Here is a 17,439-nt window from a genome sequence, read left to right on the forward strand (position 1 = left end):
GGTGACCGTCATGCCCTCGATGTTGTCGAGGAGCGGATTCGGCTGCGGCTGCTTGGCGGTCGCGCCGAGGGACGGGCAGTCGACGACGTCGGCGAGGAGGGTCTTGCGGACGAGCCGTACGCCGTCGTCCTGGCCGGTGAGGACATCGACCCCGGTGGTGTCCGTCGCACGGCGCGTGTCCGCGAGGTAGAGGCGGACCGTGTTGCCGACACCGGCGGTGAAGCCACGCTCCAGCACCAGCAGCCGCCCACCCGGAAGCCCGGCCACCTCGACGACACCGAGCCCGGTGTCGGCCCGGTACCCGTACTGGGCCGCGAGCCGGAACCCCGTGCCGGCGTCCTGGGCGCCGGCGCCACCATCGCCGTACCGCTGCCACGTCTGGAAGCGCACGACCCCGGCCGTGTCCCCCGACAGGGCACCCTCCATCGCGGCGAGCAGGGTACGCCCGCCGGGGAGGAGGGTGAGCCCCTCGAACGTCTGGTTGGTGGTGGCGCGGCCCGCCGGGGCCACCTTCAGCGCGTCCGGCACGGGCAGGCTGCCCAGCGGACGCCCTTCGCGGTCGTACCGGCGTACGGACGGCTCGGTCTCCGAGCTGATCAGCCGGGTGCCGTCCCGGTCGACGACCAGTCCCTCGGAGTCGAGCGCCGCGCCGGTCTCGGTGGCGAGCGGGACGACCCCCTTCGGCCGGAGGCTCTTCGCGTCGAGGGTGAAGAGGGAGGAGCGGTCGGAGAGGGCGAGAAGGGAGTCGTCCCGGTCCACGGCGAGCGCGGAGAAGTTGCCGACGAACGTGCCCTCGTACGTCGTCTTGTCGAGGACGTCGGATTGACTTGTACTCCCTCCTGAAGGAGGGAGATTCCGGCCGTCCCGCCCGAGACCTGGGCCGCTACGCGGCGCAGGTCTCGGGCGGGATTCCGTGACTTCCTGTTTCATCGCGCTGTGCCAGAACATGTCCTGGTCTTACCGGCGCTCCGCAGGCTGATGCCGCCAGTCCGGCGGCCGCTTTCACGTTCTTCGCGGCATTGTGGTCCCGGTCATGCCGGGTGCCGCAGGAGGGACAGGTCCATTCCCGCACGTCCAGGGGCTTGGGTCCGTCACGGTGGCCGCAGGCGGAGCACACCTGGCTGGTGGGCTCGAACCGGCCGATCTTCACGAAGGTGCGCCCGTACCGCTGCGCCTTGTACTCGAGCATGCCCACGAACTGGGACCAGCCCGCATCGTGCACACTCTTGGCCAGCCTCGTGCGCGCGAGTCCACACACCGCCAGGTCCTCCACCGCGACCGCTTGGTTCTCGCGGATCAGCTTCGTGGACAACTGATGATGGAACTCCTTGCGCGCGTCAGCCACTTGAGCATGGGCACGGGCAACCTTCAGGCGGGCCTTGGCCCGGTTCTTCGATCCCTTCTGCTTGCGCGACAGCTCCCGCTGCGCCTTCTTCAGCTTCTTCTCCGCCCGGCGCAAGAACCGCGGACTGTCGATCTTCGTGCCGTCGGAGAGGACGGCGAAGTGGGTCAGGCCCAGGTCGATGCCGATCGCGGCATCCGGCTCCGGCTCGTCCCAGCGGGTCTGGTCGGTTCCGGGATCGGTGTCGATAACGAAGCTCGCGAAGTACCTTCCGGCCGCGTCCTTGATCACCGTCACGCTCGACGGCGTCACGGGCAACACTCGCGACCACTTGACCTTGATCTCCCCGATCTTCGGCAGCGAAAGCCGCCCCCGGTCGGTGATCTTCCAGCGGGCGTTCGCGGTGAACCGGATCGCCTGCCGCGCATCCTTGCGGGACTTGAACCGGGGCGCACCCACCTTCTTGCCCTTGCGCTCGCCCTTGAGAGAGGCGAAGAAGTTCTTGTACGCAGCCTCGGCATCCCGCAGGGACTGCTGCAGGACAACCGCAGAGACCTCACCCAGCCAGGAGCGTTCCGATGTGGTTTTGGCCTGGGTGATCAACTGCTGGGACAGCACGGCAACGGTCGGGAAGGGCTTCTTGGCCGCGCGCGCCTGTTCACGGGCGCGCACCGCATCGTTGAATACGACCCGGGCGCACCCGAGCGCCCGTGCCAGCGCGGCGCGTTGGCCGGGCTCCGGGTACAGACGAAAGCTGTACCGAAGCCGCATGCGGTGATCGTACGAACGATCACACCTGCTGTCGCTGGGAACATCCGTTCTCCAACTCACCGCCACAGCACAGTCCGGCTCCGCCGGAACGACACTGCGGCACTCCGCGCCGCAGCCACGAGATCGGCTTCACCACCGGCGTGAACGCCGATGCACTGCCGATGAAATCCGGTAGCCGTCGATCGAGACGGCGCGTGAACAGGCGTTGCCGGAGGCGGCGTTGGCCGGACCGGCGGCGGACAGACAGGTGGCCGCCGCCAGTCCGGCGGTGACGGTCGCGAGTACGGTTCTCAGGCGCATGGCGGTCACCGTAGAGCGAACCGCCGTGCGATTCGATGCCGCCGAGATGGACTCCCGGTAAATGGACTCCGGGTAAAGGGAATCCACGGGTCACTCCTGGGACGGCACCGCGCGTCAGCTTCCGGACGGGACCGCCGGGAACGCCTCCTGCGGCGTGGCCGTCGGCTCGTACCGCTGGACGGAGGCCTTCACCGGCACCAGATCCTTGTGGATGACCTTGGCGACGGCCTGGATCGTGTTGACGCCGTACTTCATGTCGGGGTTGCCGTGGGTGAGGACGGTGATCGTGTAGTCACGGCCGCCTCCGTTGAACGTGCCGACGCTGTGCACCCGCCAGCCGTGCGTGGCGCGGGACAGCCAGCCGTTCTTGACGTGCACCTTGACGGTCGACGGCGCCCCGGCCGGGGTTCCCCAGCGCTGCGACGACACGACCTTGTTCATGAGCTTGAGGATGTACGCGCGCGCGTTGTCGGTGAGGACGTTGTTCTTGGCGGTGAGCAGGGCGAGGAGCTTCTGCTCGTCCCGGACGGTGATCTGGGTGAGGCCCCAGTAGTTGTTGGCGCCCGGCTTGGTCTGGGTCATCCCGGCGGCGGTCAGGAACGCCTGGATCTTCTTCACACCGAGTTGCTTCCACAGGGTGCTGGTGGAGGCGTTGTCGGACTTGGTGATCATGGCTGTCGCGAGCTTGGTCTCGCGGTCGGTGAGATACCGGTTCTTCTTCTTGGCGTCGAAGAGCAGGGCCGCGAGCACGGTCACCTTCACGACGCTGGCCGAGTCGAACGCGCTGGTCGCGCGTAGCGTGCAGGTCGTCTTGGTGGTCCGCTCGTACAGCCCGACGGCCACGGTGCCCTTGCGCTTGGCCAGCGCCGCCGTGATGTCCTTCTGCAACTTCTCGGCCAGCCCGGCCTGGTTCGACGTACAGGCGACCTGAGGCGTCCCGGCTGCCGCGGCCGGCGCCGCCCCCACCGCCAACGGCACGAGCATCCCGGCCCCGACACCCGCCGCGAGCACACGGACCCGTCTGGACGTCCGGGATATCCGGTGAGTCCGGGGTATCCAGTGAGTCCGGGGTATCCAGTGAGTCATGAAGTCTTCCCATCCCCGTTGAGTGGCGAAGAAGGCGCCACGGGCGCCTTCACCTCACTCGACTCGCAAGGATGACCGATAGTTGTACGTGAGTTCGCGCGAACGGCCATCGGGTGGTGCCCCTCAGTACTGATCCATCGGGCAATGCCCCTGCCGGCAAGTCCGGTTGGGAGGGAGCGCCGCCTACGCCGCTCAAGGAGGCTTCTCATGCTGGTCCGTGAATCCTCGTTCACCGTCGACCTCGGCGAGAACGGCTACCTCATCGGCTTCACCGACGACTACGGCTTCCCCCGCGAGTTGCCCTTCGGCCGGCGCTGCGGCCCGGCCACCGAGGCCAATGCCGTCGTCCTCACCACCACCGACACCGGCCCCCTCCGGATCACCATCCAGATCCACGACACCCCGCCGGCCCCCGAGACCGGCGACGATTGGGAGCCCGCGGAGGAGCTCAGCCTGCGCCCCGACCTCCCCGAGCTCCACCTCGCGACCCTCGAACAGGGCGACATCATGGACGCCTGGCCGGACGACGAGCCCCCGCTCCGGGCCCCGTTCTCCCGCGGCTGGGTGCGCATGCGCCTGTACTGCCACGCCGACGACCCCGAACCCGGCATCGGCGACCACGGCGAACGTCACCTGGTCCAGCTCTGGCCCGCGCCCGCGACTCCTCCGCTTCACCCCGACATCACCGAGGAGGACCGCCAGGCCCGCGCCGAGTACGCCGCGGACATGGCGATGTCGGTGGAGGGCTAGAGGACCAGAGGACCATTCGTAGCCCTCGTCGAAATCTCCGGAGTCTTCGGCTTCGGCATCGGCTTCGTCATCTGACACGGGCAGGCGCGCGCCCCGACTCTCCGCGATCCGATGGACGTCGGTCAGGGACTCGCTCATCCGGGCCAGCAGGAAGCGGAGTCGGGGGACGGTGGCGCGCGCCTGTCGGCGAGCATGTCCGCCACATGGCCGAGGAGTTCGCAAGAACTGCCAATCGCCACCTGTTCACAACCCGTCCCGTCGCCGACCACGTAACACCGGTTGCCCCGCCCCCTGTCCAGGGCAACAGTCGGCCCCCACCCGCGCTTCGTAAAGTCATGGACACGTCGAGTGGGTCTTGGTTAGCCTCGCCGTGACCATTGCATGGGCCACGTATCGGTGGCCACGCGGCCTGCCCGACAGGCATGAAGAAAAGCGGGGAACACATCATGAACAGGAACAAGCTGACATCGTTCGCCATGACGCCGCTGGTGCTGATGGGCGTCGCCGTCGCCGCGCCCATCGCGGGCGCGACCGCCGCCAGCGCCGCACCGAGCCAGTGTCAGGTGGGCAAGCCGGACGAGAACACGGGGATCGCGATCTGCCGTGCCGGCACCGGCCAGGTGCGGGTCAAGGTCACGTGCGAGGACGGCATCACGGGCAGCAGGCATTTCGCGTACGGCCCGTGGGTGGGTGTCAACAAGACCTCGAAGGTCGCCTGCGGTGCGGCCCAGCGGTACTTCGTGTACATGGTCGACTACCAGACCCGCTGAACACACGTTCCCGGCCCGCGCGCCCCGGCAACGGCGGGCGGGTGATCACCACCTGAGCGAGCCACCCTGCCCGGGGCCTGACGGGTGATCACCATCTGAACGAGTCGGCCTGCCCAGGGCCTGTCCTGCGGATCGCACGACCCGACGGACAGGCCCTGGCGGTCTTCACGAACTGCTCCTCACGAAACCACTACTGGTGAAGCTTGTTGCTGCCGGTGCCGCCGGAGAGGGTGTCCTTGCCCTGGCCGCCGTACAGCACGTCGTTGCCGCTGTTGCCCCAGAGCGCGTCGTTGTCCTGGTCTCCCCAGAGCGTGTCGTTGCCCTGCTCGCCGTAGAGCCTGTCCTCGCCCCGGTTGCCGTGCACCCGGTCGTTGCCCTTGCCGCCGTGGAGGTTGTCCCGGCCCTGCTTGCCGTAGATGACGTCGTTGCCGGAGTCGCCGTACATGTTGTTGTCCTCGGCGTCCCCGGTGAGGGTGTCGTTGCCGGCGCCGCCGTAACAGTCCATCGCGCAGCCGGTGATGGTGTCGTTGCCCTTGCCGCCGAAGGGGCCGAGCGCCCAGACACCGCCGCCGCCGTGGAGACGGTCGTTGCCGTCCTCGCCGTACAGCACGGGGGCACCGGAGGCCGAGTCGATGACGTCGTTGCCGGGGCCGCCGTAGATCGAGGCGTACGCGCTGTTGTCGGGGATCGTCACCTTGTCGTTGCCGTCGCGAACGGTGACCTTGTAGATGTCGGAGTCGTCGGAGTTCTGCGGGATCTCGACCGCGCACTGGACGACGGTACGGTCGCTCGTCGACGGGAAGACGCACTCGTCCCACTCCGCCGCGTTCGACTCGATGCTCATCTCGTACCGGTCGTCGAAGGTGAGGATGTAGACGTACTCCCAGTCCCCCCTCTGCTCGACCTTTGCCGAGATCGTCAGGTCGTTGGTCTGACCGGGGGCGGCCTTGTACCAGAGCTCGCCGCCGTCGTGGACAAGGGTGGCCGGGCCCGGCGCTGCCGCCTGGGCGGCGGGCGCCGCGAACAGCGCGCCGCCCAGGGCGAGGGCCGCGGTGGCCGTGGCGGCGATGGTCCTGTACTTGCGCATGCAGAAGTAACCCTTCGCGAATGCGGATTTCGGTGACTGTGATGTCAGCGGTTCCGGTGCCAGTGACTGCGAACCGCGGTGCTGGTCGAGTCCGGCGGAGTACGTCGCGGGGAACTCCGCCGGTGAAGTCGCCGCCGCCGTCGGCGTCGACACGGTCGACGTGAGGCGGCGCGGGCCGTGGGCCCGTGTGGCCGGAGGAATGTGAGGAACGTCAGGTGTAGGCGTGGTAGTCGCTTCGGTCGCCCATTTAGACAGCGGGCCGGGAGCAGAAGTTGTACCGAAATCCGGCTCGAATCCCCGAGGACGGGATGCGTGCCCGTCAGGTCGCACCGGTTGCCCGAAAGGGCACGGGGTGACCCGTCGCAACACGAGCGCCCGCACGAACCCGGCCCTCGACCCGACGCGAACCCGAACGCGATCAGCGGCAGACACGCCCAATTCCCCACGTCAATGGGGGTCTTCCCTTGAACGGGGGCAGGCAGAGGCAATGGAGGCACGACAGTTGCCTTGTTACCGAGAACGTCACCGAATCGCCTTCTCGCCGTAACACTCGGACTGACCCGCCCATGCCAATCTCTCGGTTACCCACACAGTCAACCCGCGTAGACCGAGACTCCGAAGCAACTCCTCGTTCCACGCGGCCCTTTGGGAAGGGACACCCCACATGCCCGCTGCGCGCACACGCAGTTGGAAGACGATCGCCCTGGCGACGTCGGCCGTGCTCGTCGGTCTCGTGCTGCCGACGGCCACCGCCTCCTCCGCCTCGGCGACGACGACCGCGTACGACGACACGTACTACGCGAACGCCATCGGCAAGACCGGTACGGCGCTGAAGTCCTCGCTGCACACGATCATCAGCGACCAGACGACGATCTCGTACTCGGCGGTCTGGAACGCGCTGAAGGTCACCGACCAGGACCCGAACAACAGCAACAACGTGAAGTTGCTGTACAGCGGCATCTCCCGCAGCAAGTCCCTCAACGGCGGCAGCACCGGCAACTGGAACCGCGAGCACGTGTGGGCCCAGTCGCACGGCGACTTCGGCACCTCGGCCGGCCCCGGCACGGACCTGCACCACCTCCGCCCCGAGGACGTGCAGGTCAACGCCACGCGCGGCAACCTCGACTTCGACAACGGCGGCAGCAGCTTCACCAACAGCGGCGGCAGCCTGGTCGACTCCAACTCCTTCGAGCCGCGCGACGCGGTCAAGGGGGACGTGGCGCGCATGATCCTCTACATGGCCGTCCGCTACGAGGGCGACGACGGCTGGCCCAACCTGGAGCCCAACGACGCCGTCAACAACGGCGGCACCCGCTTCCACGGCCGCCTCTCCGTCCTGAAGGCCTGGAACGACGAGGACCCGCCGGACGCCTTCGAGGAGCGCCGCAACGACGTCATCTACAACAACTACCAGGGCAACCGGAACCCGTTCATCGACCACCCGGAGTGGGTCGAGGCGATCTGGTAGCACGCGCGCCTGACACCGGCGACCGTCGGCCGCGCCGCGGCCGGAGTCGGCACACCATGGCGTCCGGGGCGGCCGAGGCCGTCCCGGACGCATGGGCTCGGTGCCGTCGCGCCCACCGAGGCACGCGGCCGTTCACCGCCCGTGCCCCTGCCGCGCAGGCACACGGAGCGGCCGTCCAACGGCTCCTCGTTTTCCCCGCCTTCGCCCAGGTCATTACCTTCCCCCGGGCGAATCCACAGCTGACTGCCAGCTGCGCCACAGTGCGCGCCCATGGCGTCGTCGCACGGTGCAGTGGTGACATCTGCCACCGATCCACGCCCCCACATCACCGAGACGCCCGAGTCGTCCGTGACCTCGCAGTCCCCGCCCCCGGCCACGTCCGTGCCGTCGAGCGAGCGGGCGCCGCGCTGGTCGCTCCCCGCCCTGGTCGGGATCATGGTCCTGGCGGGGGTGCTGTACTCCTGGAACCTGTCGTCCTCCGGTCTCAACAGCTTCTACAGCGCGGCCGTGCTGAGCGGTACGCAGAGCTGGAAGGCGTGGTTCTTCGGGTCGCTGGACGCGGGGAACTTCCTGACCGTCGACAAGCCGCCGTTCGTGCTGATGGTGATGGGGCTGTCGTGTCGGGTGTTCGGCTTCGGCACCTGGCAGATGATGGCTCCGCTGATCGCCTCCGCGCTCGGCACGATCTGGATCCTCCACTCGTCCGTGAAGCGGGTCTGGGGGCACGGGGCGGCGGCGGTCGCCGCGCTCGTCCTCGCGCTGACCCCCATCACGGTCGCCATCAACCGTGACAACAATCCCGACACCCTCCTCGTCTTCCTGATGGTCGCGGGCGCGGCCCTCGCCCTGCGGGCCGTGCACAACGGCAGGCTCCTGCCGCTGCTCGGCTCCGCCGCCTGCTTCGGTCTCGCCTTCAACACGAAGATGCTCCAGGGCTACATCGCCCTGCCCGCCGTCTTCGCCGTCTATCTGTACGCGGCGAACGTCGGCCTCGTGAAGCGCCTCGTGAACCTCCTGCTCGCGGGGGTGGCGTTGGCCGTCTCCAGCTTCTGGTGGGCGGCGGCCGTGTCCCTCGTACCCGCCGACGAGCGGCCGTACATCGGCGGCTCCACGGACGGCACCGCCTGGGACCTGATCATGGGCTACAACGGCCTCGGCCGGATCCTCGGCGGCGAGGGCAACGGCGGAGGCGGTGGCGGCGGTGGCGGCGGCTTCTCCGGCACCGCCGGTCTCGGCCGGATGTTCAACGACATCCTCGGCGGCCAGATCTCCTGGCTGCTGCCCTTCTCGGCGATCGCCCTCGTCGGCGGGCTCGTACTGCGCGGACGCGCCCCGCGTACGGACCTCACGCGCGCCGCGCTCGTGCTGTGGGGCGGCTGGACCGTCCTGCACTACCTGACCTTCAGCCTCGCCGAGGGCACGATGCACCCGTACTACACGACCGCCCTCGCCCCCGGCATCGCGGCCCTGTGCGCGGGCGGCGGCCTGATGCTGCTGCGCGCCTTCCGCAGCGACAAGCGGTGGCTGTGGGTGCTGCCGGCCGCGTTCGCGATCACCGGCGTCTGGGCGGTCGTCCTGCTGCGCCGGGCCACCGACTGGAACACCTGGCTGTGGCCGACGATCGCGGTGGTCATGACGGTGGCCGTGGTGGGGTTGCTCGTCTTCCGCGCCGGCCTGTCCGGCCACGGCGCCGGTTCCACTGACGCCGGCCCCGGCGCTCCCATGCGCTCCGGCGACTCTGCGGGCTCCGACGACCCCGGCACTTCTGACGGCTCCCGGGGCCCCGGCAACCTGATGCGGCTACGGCTGTTCGCGGCCTCCCTCGCCGCCGCGGTCGTCGCCTCCGTCGCCGGCCCCGCCGCGTACGCCGCCGGCGAGATCTCCGGTACGGGCGGCGGCATGGGCGGAACCAACCCGACGGCCGGGCCCACCACGGGCAACGGCGGCATGGGCGGCCCCGGCGGCGGCAACCGCACGGGCGGCTTCCCCGGTGGGGGCGGCTTCCCGGGCGGCGGCCAGAACGGGCAGGCCGGTGGCCAGACGAACGGTCAGCCCGGCGGCACCCAGCAGGGCGGCGGCCAGATGGGTACGCCTCCGAGCGGCGCGCCCGACGGACAGACCACCGGCGGTCAGAACGGCACGCAGTCCGACGGCACCCAGCAGGGTGGCGCCACGGGCACTCCCCCGAACGGCACCGGCGGCCAGGCCCCGCAGGGCGGCACCGGTGGCATGGGCGGCGGGCCCGGCGGTGGCATGGGCGGTGGCGGCATGGGCATGGGCGGCGCAAGCAGCGAGCTGATCTCCTACCTGAAGAAGAACCAGGACGGCGCCAAGTGGCTGCTCGCGGTGTCCAGTTCGCAGAGCGCGGCCCAGCTCATCCTCAGCAGCGGCGAACCCGTCATCTCGATGTGGGGCTGGTCCGGCAGCGACAAGGCCATGACCCTCGCCAAGCTCAAGGAACTCGTGAAGAACGGTGAACTCCACTACATCCAACTCGGCGGAGGCATGGGCGGCGGCCCCGGCGGCAACTCCACCCTCAGCTCCGAGGTGACGGCCTGGGTCCAGGAGAACGGCAAGGAGGTGGACGCGAGCGAGTACGGCGACTCCTCGTCGTCGGACTCGTCCTCGAACGCGGACTCCGGCTCCGGCTCCGGCTCCGGCTCGGCGTCCCAGAACAACCAGTCGACCGCGACGATCTACCGGCTGGACCCGTCCGACGTCGGCTGAGGTCCCCGAAGCGGACCTTCCGAGGCCCGCGGCAGTTCTCACCGGCAGAGTGGCCCGGGAGCCGCCCGGCTCCCGGGCCACTGCCGTACGCCACCTACCGTCAGCCCGTACCGGTACCCGTACCCGTAGCCATGTCTCCATGGCCTCGGCGTGGGCCGGCAGGAACATCGGGTCCTCGGTGCCGTGGAGCACCAGCGTGGACCTGACCGCCGTGCACCGCGGGTACTTCGAGGGGCCGGCGGCCCGCCTGCGGCCGTGACCGGCGAAGGGGCCGGCGGCCGACGGCGCGGCAGCCGATGAACCCGGCCGGGAACGGAACCACCCGCCCGCACAACCTCCGCCCCCCTGTTCGAGTCGCACTCCTTGAGCACTCTTGAGCACCACACACCGAGACCGACTCGAAAGGCTTCCCAATGCTGATGTCAAGCCGCTGCTGTGACAGGTGGTGTGGCTTGGTAGCACGCTCCGTCGCGGATCATGGCCCACAAGACGTTGACGCGACGGCGCGCGAGCGCCAGCAGCGCCTGCTTGTGGCCTTTCCCCTCGGCGCGTTTGCGTTGGTAGTACGCCTTCGAGGCCGGGCAGCTCTTCAGGCTCGACAGGGCCGACAGGTACATCGCGTTGAGCAGGCCGCGGTGGAAGCGGCGTGGTCGGCGGAGGTTGCCGCTGACGCGGCCGGAGTCGCGTGGGGCCGGGGCCAGGCCGGCGTAGCCGGCGAGCCGGTCGGCGCTGCCGAAGGCGTCCATGTCGCCACCGGTCACGGCGAGGAACACAGCGCCCATCAGCTTGCCCATCCCGGGCAGGCTCACGATCACTTCGGCGTGCGGGTGCTCGCGAAACCGGGCCTCGATCAGGGCTTCGAGTTCTGCGATCTCCTCATCGAGGGCCATCACCCCCTTCGAGAGGCGCACCACCATGGCGGCGGCCAGCTGCTCGCCGGGCAGGGCCGTGTGCTGGGCCTCGGCAGCCTCCACAGCCGCTTTGGCCAGTGCGGCAGCTCCGCGGACCTTGCGGTTTTTCAGCCACGCCTCGATGCGCTTCACGCCTGCGCGGCGGATCGCCGCCGGGGTCTGGTAACCCGTCAGCAGCAAGACCGGACCCTTGTTGGTCAGGTCCAGCGCCCGCTCCAACGCGGGGAAGATCTCCAGGAGTTGGGCACGGAGCCGGTTGATCTGCCGGGTGCGGTCACAGACGAGGTCGGTGCGGCGGGTGGTCAGGGTGCGCAGGTCGACGGCGATCTCGTCGCCAGGCCGCAGCAGGCCCAGGTCACGGCGCATGCGGGCTTGGCCGGCGATGACGAAGGCGTCTTTGGCGTCCGTCTTGCCCTCGCCCCGGTAAGAGGCCGATGCGCGGTGCACGGTCAGGCCGGTGATGTAGACCATCGGCTGGCTGTGGCCGAGCAGCAGTCCGATCAGCAGGGCGGCGCCACCGTGGTTGAGGTCGACGGCCCACAGCACGTCTTCGTCGAGGGCCAGGACGTCCCCGATCAGTTCCAGCAGGGCCGACTCGTCGTTCAGGACCCGGCGGGACAGCAGCCGTTCGCCGTCACTGTTGATCACCACGCAGTGGTGATGTTCCTTGCCGATGTCCACTCCGGCCCATATCCGGGGCACGGTCACCTCCGCCAGCTCGTCGCGCGTTCACAGCCCAGCAGACGACCTCGCCGACGTTGCCCTACGCAGCGATCGAGTCGCATCTCCCAATTGGCGGTCGAGTCGTCGCGGGGCTCCGGGCGGCCAAGCCTTTCCAGCCATCTCACGGCGCCGCCATGACAGCCATACCCAGAGCCCCTGGGTCCCGCTGATCTTACGAATGACCAGTTCGAACCCAACAATCAAGAAAGTAGGACCCGCCATGTCCCGAGCGCCCCGAGCCATCAGACGCAGGATCAGCACCGCCCTCCTGGCCGTACCCCTGGCCGCCTCGGCGGTGCTGACCGGCGGTTCCGGCTCCGCGTCGGCCGCCCCCGGGTCCGTCCCGGTGGCGGACGACTTCAACGGCGACGGCTACGCCGACCTGGTCGTCGGCGCGCCGAACGCGACGGTGTCCGGCAAGACGAGGGCCGGGTACGTGGCCGTGCTGTACGGCTCGTCGAAGGGCCTGTCCACCGCGAAGAAGAAGCTCGTCAGCCGCTCGACCAGCGGGATCCCGGGGTCCGCCACCGCGAACCAGCGCTTCGGCGCGTCCTTCGCCAAGGCCGACCTGGACCGCGACGGCTACGGCGACCTCGTGATCGCGGGCGGCGCGGCGGGCTCGGTGATCCTCTGGGGCTCCGCGTCCGGCCTCACCGGCGGTACGGGCATCGGCTACGGGGCCGCGCCCCAGGCCGGTGACTTCGACGGCGACGGCAAGACCGACCTGGCGCTGTTCTCCGCGCAGAACGTGGGCGGCGACGACCCCTCGGGCGCCCCGGCCGCGCTGTGGAAGGGCCCGATCAAGCGCGACGGCAAGCCCACCGCCGTACTGCCCCTGCTCGACAAGTCCCTGTGGTGGGGCTGGTACGAGGAGGACGCCTCCTGCGCCACCGGCCACGGCTGCGAGAACGGCCCCTCCTCGATCACCGGCCCGGTCGTCTCCGGTGAGGTCGGCGACTTCAACGGCGACGGCCGCGACGACATCGTCCAGTGGGTCTACACCGGCGACGGCACCTGGGGTAACCGTCTGCTGATGGGCGGCGGCGCCACGGGCTTCACCCGCGGCTCGGCGCCCGGCGACACCACGGGAGGCGACGCCGGCACCGGCATCGGCGACGTGAACGGCGACGGATACGACGATCTCGTGGTCGGCGCCGACGACTGGTCCGAGAAGGCCCGGATCGCGTACGGCTCCGCCGCCGGCCTCACCGAGGAGAACATCCAGACCTTCGACCAGGACCTGCCCGGCTTCCCCGGCGCCCAGGAGGAGGGCGACCGCGTCGGCTCCGCCGTCTCGGTCGCCGATGTCACGGGCGACGGTTACGCGGACGTCGCGCTCGGCATCGAGGGCGAGGACGTCGGCAGCATCACCGACGCCGGTTCGGTCGCCCTGCTCCACGGCAGCGCCTCGGGCCTCACCGGCGCCGGTGCCCAGGTCTTCCACCAGAACACGGCCGGCGTCCCCGGAGTCGCCGAGGAGAACGACGAGTTCGGCGCCACCACCGCCCTCCTCGACGTCAACGGCGACGGCCACCGCGACCTCGCCGCCGCCTCCACCGCCGAGAACGCCTCCAACGGCGCCGTCTGGCTCCTGCGCGGCACCGCGAGCGACCTCACCACCAAGTCGGCCCTCGCCTTCGGCCCCAAGGACCTGTCCGCCCCCTACACCAACGCCCTGTTCGGCCACTTCCTGCGCTGACCGGCCGACCGCCACACCCGACGGGCCGCCCGAACCGCGAACTCCGGGCGGCCCGTCCCCTTTGCGGCTCCCCGGGAGTGGGCATACTGCCGACCGCGAGCGCATGTGCGAACTGGTGAACGAGGGGGCGGCGGCGTATGGGCGGCGGACTCCGGGTCTTCCTCAGCAGAAGACGCCTGGCATGGGAGTGGTTCTGGGACGATCTGCGGCACGCCTCGCGGGGCCGGCGGTGGCTGGTGCCGGCGGGCAACGCGGGGACGGTCCTCTGTGTCGCGGGCGCGCTCGTGTACTTCTGGTCGCGGGAGATGACGTTCGGGGGAGGCGTCGTCATCCTGCTGGCCTGCCTCGCATGTCAGGCGGTGGCCCTCGCACCGGTCGCGTGGCCGGGGCGGGCGGCGACCCCACGGGACGTGTCCGAGGTCTCCGACCTCCACCAGAGCTGGACGGTGGCCACCGTCTGCGGCGTGATGATCTTCGGCCTGATCCCGGGGGCGGTGGTGCTCAACCACGTCACGGGCGACGCGGACAGTCCCCCGATGCACGTTCTGTTCGTCGGATGCCTCGCGTTCCCCCTGGCCGGCACGGCGGGCCTGATCACCGCGACGGCGGTCTCCTCCCGAGTGCGCGACCGGGCCCGTGAGGCCGAGCGGGAGCGCCGGGCCCTCGACGGCGACGACCTGGCCGACGACTCCGACTCGACCGGCTACGGCTCGACCGACTACGGCGACGTGGACGCGGGCGGCTTCGGCGGCGCCGACTGAGCGGACGCGCGCTCCTGAGGGGAGGAGGCGGTGAGGCGCGTCAGCCCGGTAGGTGCGTCGGCGCGAACATCCGCAGGACGGCCGGAAGCACGAGGACCGAAGGGCCGGGCGCGGCAAGGGCCTTGGCCAAGTCCTCCGCTAGCGTCTCCGGCGTCGTCCGCGCCCCCGGCACCCCGAACGACTCCGCCAGCGCCACGAAGTCCGGCCGCGTCAGCTCCGTCCCGGTCGCCTCCCCGAACGCGTCCGTCATGTACTCGCGGAGGATGCCGTAGCCGCCGTCGTCGACGATCAGCCAGGTGACGTCGAGGTCGTACTGCCGGGCCGTGGCCAGTTCGGCGAGGGAGTAGAGCGCGCCGCCGTCGCCGGAGACGGCCAGCACCGGTTGCGTGGGGTCGGCCACGGCCGCGCCCAGGGCCGCCGGGAAGGCGTAGCCGAGGCCGCCGGAGCCCTGGGCCGAGTGCATGGTGTTGGGGTGGCGGGCGTCGAAGGCGGACCAGGCCCAGTACGCCAGGATCGTCATGTCCCAGAAGGAAGGCGCCCGGGGCGGCAGGGCCCGGCGGATCGACGTCAGCAGGCCCTGCTCCAGCGTCAGTTGCTGTCCGTCGATGCGCTCGCGGACCTTCGCCAGCACCTCCCGCACGCGCTCCGGCGCCGACTCGTCCTCCCGTGGCTCCTCGATCGTCTCCAGCAACGCCTGGAGCGCGAGCCGCGCGTCCGCGTGGATGCCGAGAGCCGGGTGGTTGGACTCCAGCTTGCCGAGGTCCGCCTCGATCTGGATGACCCGGCCGCGCGGCTTGAACGTGTGGTAGTTCGAGGACAGTTCGCCCAGCCCCGAGCCGACGACCAGCAGCACGTCCGCGTCTTCCAGGAAGTCCGTCGTGTGCCGGTCCTCCAGCCAGGACCGCAGGGACAGCGGATGCGTCCACGGGAAGGCGCCCTTCCCCCCGAACGTGGTCACGACCGGCGCCGACAACCGCTCCGCCAGCTGCCGCAACTTGCCGGAGGCGTCCGCCCGTACGACTCCGCCGCCCGCGATGATCGCGGGGCGGGCCGCGCCGGACAGCAAGTGGGCCGCCACGGCGGTCAGTTCGGGGCGCGGGGCCGGCTCCTCCGGGGTCGCGTCCACCCCCGTCACCACTGGCAGTGGCGTCTCGGCCAGCAGTACGTCCTGCGGGATCTCCACCCAGACCGGGCCGTGCGGGGCCGTCAGCGCGGACCGCCAGGCGGCGGCGATCGCGGACGGGATCTGCGACTGCGTACGGACGGTGTGGACGGACTTGACGACGCCCCTGAACGAGGCGGCCTGGTCCGGGAGTTCGTGGAGGTAGCCGTGCCGGCCGCCGCCCAGACCCGCCGTGGGGATCTGGCTGCTGATCGCCAGCACGGGCGCGGAGGCCGCCGCGGCCTCCTGGAGCGCGGCGAGCGACGTCAGCGCACCCGGGCCCGTCGAGAGCAGCAGCGGCGCCGCCTCCCCGGTGATCCGGCCGTACGCGTCCGCCGCGAACCCCGCGTTGTTCTCCACCCGGAGGCCGATGTACCGCAGATCCGACCGGCGCAGGGCGTCGAACATGCCGAGCGCGTGCTGGCCGGGCAGCCCGAACACCGTCGTCGCGCCGAGCCCGGCCAGCGTCTCCACGACCAGGTCTCCGCCGTTGCGCCCGGGGGGAGGGTTCAGGGCGGCCGAAATCTGCGCCGCCGTCGGGTGGAGCACCAGGTCGTGGTCGTGGGTCACTTGCCCTCGTTCTCCTTACGGGCCTCGGCGATCCGGCGGGTCATGATCGTGGTGAGTTCGTACGCCGTGTGCGACGCGGCCACCGCGGTGATCTCCGCGTGATCGTACGCGGGCGCCACCTCGACGACGTCCGCCGAGACCAGGTTGCACCCGGCCAGCCCCCGCAGGATCTCCAGGAGTTCGCGGGAGGTCATGCCGCCCGCCTCCGGTGTCCCCGTGCCCGGCGCGTGGGCCGGGTCCAGGCAGTCGATGTCGATGGAGATGTACAGCGGGCGGTCGCCGACGCGCTGACGCAGCTGGTCAGCGATCTCGTCCACGCCACGGCGCATCACGTCCGCCGACGTCACGACGCCGAAGCCCATCTTGGCGTCGTCGTCCAGGTCCCGCTTGCCGTACAGCGGGCCGCGCGTGCCCACGTGGGAGAGGGCCGAGGTGTCGAGGATGCCCTCCTCCACCGCCCGCCGGAACGGCGTGCCGTGCGTGTACTCGGCGCCGAAGTACGTGTCCCAGGTGTCGAGATGCGCGTCGAAGTGGAGCAGGGCCACCGGGCCGTGCTTCTTCGCGACCGACCGCAACAGCGGCAGCGCGATGGTGTGGTCGCCGCCGAGGGTCATGAGCCGCGCCCCGGTCGCCAGCAGCTCGTCGGCCGCCGCCTCGACCGTCTCCACCGCCTCGTCGATGTCGAACGGGTTCGCGGCGATGTCACCGGCGTCCGCGACCTGGGCGAGGGCGAAGGGCGAGGCGTCCTGCGCCGGGTTGTAGGGGCGCAGCAGCCGGGACGCCTCGCGTATCGCGTTGCCGCCGAAGCGGGCGCCCGGCCGGTACGAGACGCCGCTGTCGAACGGCACGCCCACCACCGCGACATCCGCACGCCCCACCTCGTCCAGGCGGGGCAGCCGGGCGAAGGTCGCGGGTCCCGCGTACCGGGGGATGCGGGAGGAGTCGACGGGGCCGCGGGGCGCCCCGACGAGGGGCGTCTCGTTGCTGCTCATGGACGTATGCCTTCTTTCCTGCGCTTCATCGCGTATGTACTGCTTCTTGTACGACTCTGGGAACTCGCTCTTCGACCTGGCGCGGCGCATGCCCCACCAGCCCCTGGCCGGCGGGTGACGAGCGGCGGGTGACGAGCATCGACACTAGGTGACCGGAAAGCGATGGCGGAGTGTACGTTTCCTCCATCCGAGCCATACCGAATGGAGGAAACGCACACCATGACGGAGCCGGCGGTGCCTCCCACCCCGCCCGTGTCCCTCTCGGCTCTCCTCGCTCGGGAGGACCTGGGGCTGCGGCAGATCGCCGGGCCCGTCGACGA

The 17,439-nt window shown here is 70.3% G+C and carries 14 protein-coding genes; 6 read left to right on the plus strand and 8 right to left on the minus strand.

Annotated elements, in window-relative coordinates; translation table 11 throughout:
- From STRIP9103_RS27055 to STRIP9103_RS27070, 4 genes are all read right to left on the minus strand, one after another.
- On the minus strand, nucleotides 1–930 hold a 930-nt coding region (locus tag STRIP9103_RS27055; RefSeq protein WP_234022305.1), incomplete at its 3' end, for an esterase-like activity of phytase family protein.
- Nucleotides 884–2,113, minus strand: coding sequence for an RNA-guided endonuclease InsQ/TnpB family protein (locus tag STRIP9103_RS27060; RefSeq protein WP_048821053.1), 1,230 nt, complete (start codon nucleotides 2,111–2,113; stop codon nucleotides 884–886). The genes STRIP9103_RS27055 and STRIP9103_RS27060, both read right to left, overlap by 47 nt.
- Before the next feature lie 129 nt (nucleotides 2,114–2,242).
- The gene (locus STRIP9103_RS27065; RefSeq protein WP_009324206.1) at nucleotides 2,243–2,413 is read right to left on the minus strand and encodes a hypothetical protein; all 171 of its coding nucleotides are present in this window, start codon (nucleotides 2,411–2,413) and stop codon (nucleotides 2,243–2,245) included.
- A 114-nt stretch (nucleotides 2,414–2,527) separates the two neighbouring features.
- Nucleotides 2,528–3,397 carry a serine hydrolase gene (locus STRIP9103_RS27070; protein ID WP_234022306.1) on the minus strand — a complete coding sequence of 290 codons (870 nt, stop codon included), beginning with the start codon at nucleotides 3,395–3,397 and terminating at the stop codon, nucleotides 2,528–2,530.
- A 309-nt stretch (nucleotides 3,398–3,706) separates the two neighbouring features.
- On the opposite strand from STRIP9103_RS27070, the gene STRIP9103_RS27075 reads away from it, so the two are divergent.
- Together STRIP9103_RS27075 and STRIP9103_RS27080 are read left to right on the plus strand one after the other, a co-directional pair.
- Nucleotides 3,707–4,249: a hypothetical protein gene (locus STRIP9103_RS27075; protein WP_009324194.1), complete on the plus strand. Its 543-nt coding sequence runs from the start codon at nucleotides 3,707–3,709 to the stop codon at nucleotides 4,247–4,249.
- A 446-nt stretch (nucleotides 4,250–4,695) separates the two neighbouring features.
- Nucleotides 4,696–5,019 carry a hypothetical protein gene (locus STRIP9103_RS27080; protein WP_009324187.1) on the plus strand — a complete coding sequence of 108 codons (324 nt, stop codon included), beginning with the start codon at nucleotides 4,696–4,698 and terminating at the stop codon, nucleotides 5,017–5,019.
- A 190-nt stretch (nucleotides 5,020–5,209) separates the two neighbouring features.
- Here STRIP9103_RS27080 and STRIP9103_RS27085 read toward each other — a convergent pair whose 3' ends face one another.
- Nucleotides 5,210–6,106, minus strand: a complete 897-nt coding sequence (locus STRIP9103_RS27085) for a calcium-binding protein (RefSeq protein WP_048821056.1) — start codon at nucleotides 6,104–6,106, stop codon at nucleotides 5,210–5,212.
- Nucleotides 6,107–6,770: 664 nt separating this feature from the next.
- Between STRIP9103_RS27085 and STRIP9103_RS27090 the strand changes: the two genes are divergently transcribed.
- Complete coding sequence (locus STRIP9103_RS27090) at nucleotides 6,771–7,574, plus strand: endonuclease I family protein (RefSeq protein ID WP_009324198.1); 804 nt, start codon at nucleotides 6,771–6,773, stop codon at nucleotides 7,572–7,574.
- A gap of 294 nt (nucleotides 7,575–7,868) precedes the next feature.
- Nucleotides 7,869–10,301, plus strand: a complete 2,433-nt coding sequence (locus STRIP9103_RS27095; protein ID WP_009324192.1) for an ArnT family glycosyltransferase — start codon at nucleotides 7,869–7,871, stop codon at nucleotides 10,299–10,301.
- Between the two features lie 422 nt (nucleotides 10,302–10,723).
- Here the strand turns inward: STRIP9103_RS27095 and STRIP9103_RS27100 are convergent, their stop codons facing one another.
- Complete coding sequence (locus tag STRIP9103_RS27100; protein WP_009310112.1) at nucleotides 10,724–11,914, minus strand: IS110 family RNA-guided transposase; 1,191 nt, start codon at nucleotides 11,912–11,914, stop codon at nucleotides 10,724–10,726.
- 241 nt (nucleotides 11,915–12,155) lie between these two features.
- Between STRIP9103_RS27100 and STRIP9103_RS27105 the strand changes: the two genes are divergently transcribed.
- Nucleotides 12,156–13,634, plus strand: a complete 1,479-nt coding sequence (locus STRIP9103_RS27105; protein WP_009324191.1) for an FG-GAP-like repeat-containing protein — start codon at nucleotides 12,156–12,158, stop codon at nucleotides 13,632–13,634.
- Nucleotides 13,635–13,771: 137 nt separating this feature from the next.
- The gene (locus STRIP9103_RS27110; protein WP_009324196.1) at nucleotides 13,772–14,395 is read left to right on the plus strand and encodes a hypothetical protein; all 624 of its coding nucleotides are present in this window, start codon (nucleotides 13,772–13,774) and stop codon (nucleotides 14,393–14,395) included.
- A 40-nt stretch (nucleotides 14,396–14,435) separates the two neighbouring features.
- Here the strand turns inward: STRIP9103_RS27110 and STRIP9103_RS27115 are convergent, their stop codons facing one another.
- Both STRIP9103_RS27115 and speB read right to left on the minus strand, forming a co-directional pair.
- The gene (locus STRIP9103_RS27115; protein ID WP_009324204.1) at nucleotides 14,436–16,127 is read right to left on the minus strand and encodes a thiamine pyrophosphate-binding protein; all 1,692 of its coding nucleotides are present in this window, start codon (nucleotides 16,125–16,127) and stop codon (nucleotides 14,436–14,438) included.
- Entirely contained in the window at nucleotides 16,124–17,119 is a 996-nt protein-coding gene (speB, locus tag STRIP9103_RS27120) for an agmatinase (protein ID WP_048821057.1), read from the minus strand. Before speB ends, STRIP9103_RS27115 begins: the two co-directional genes overlap by 4 nt.
- Nucleotides 17,120–17,439 lie beyond the last annotated feature (320 nt).

Origin of the sequence: Streptomyces ipomoeae 91-03 (genome assembly GCF_000317595.1) — a bacterium.
Taxonomy (GTDB): Bacteria; Actinomycetota; Actinomycetes; order Streptomycetales; family Streptomycetaceae; genus Streptomyces; species Streptomyces ipomoeae.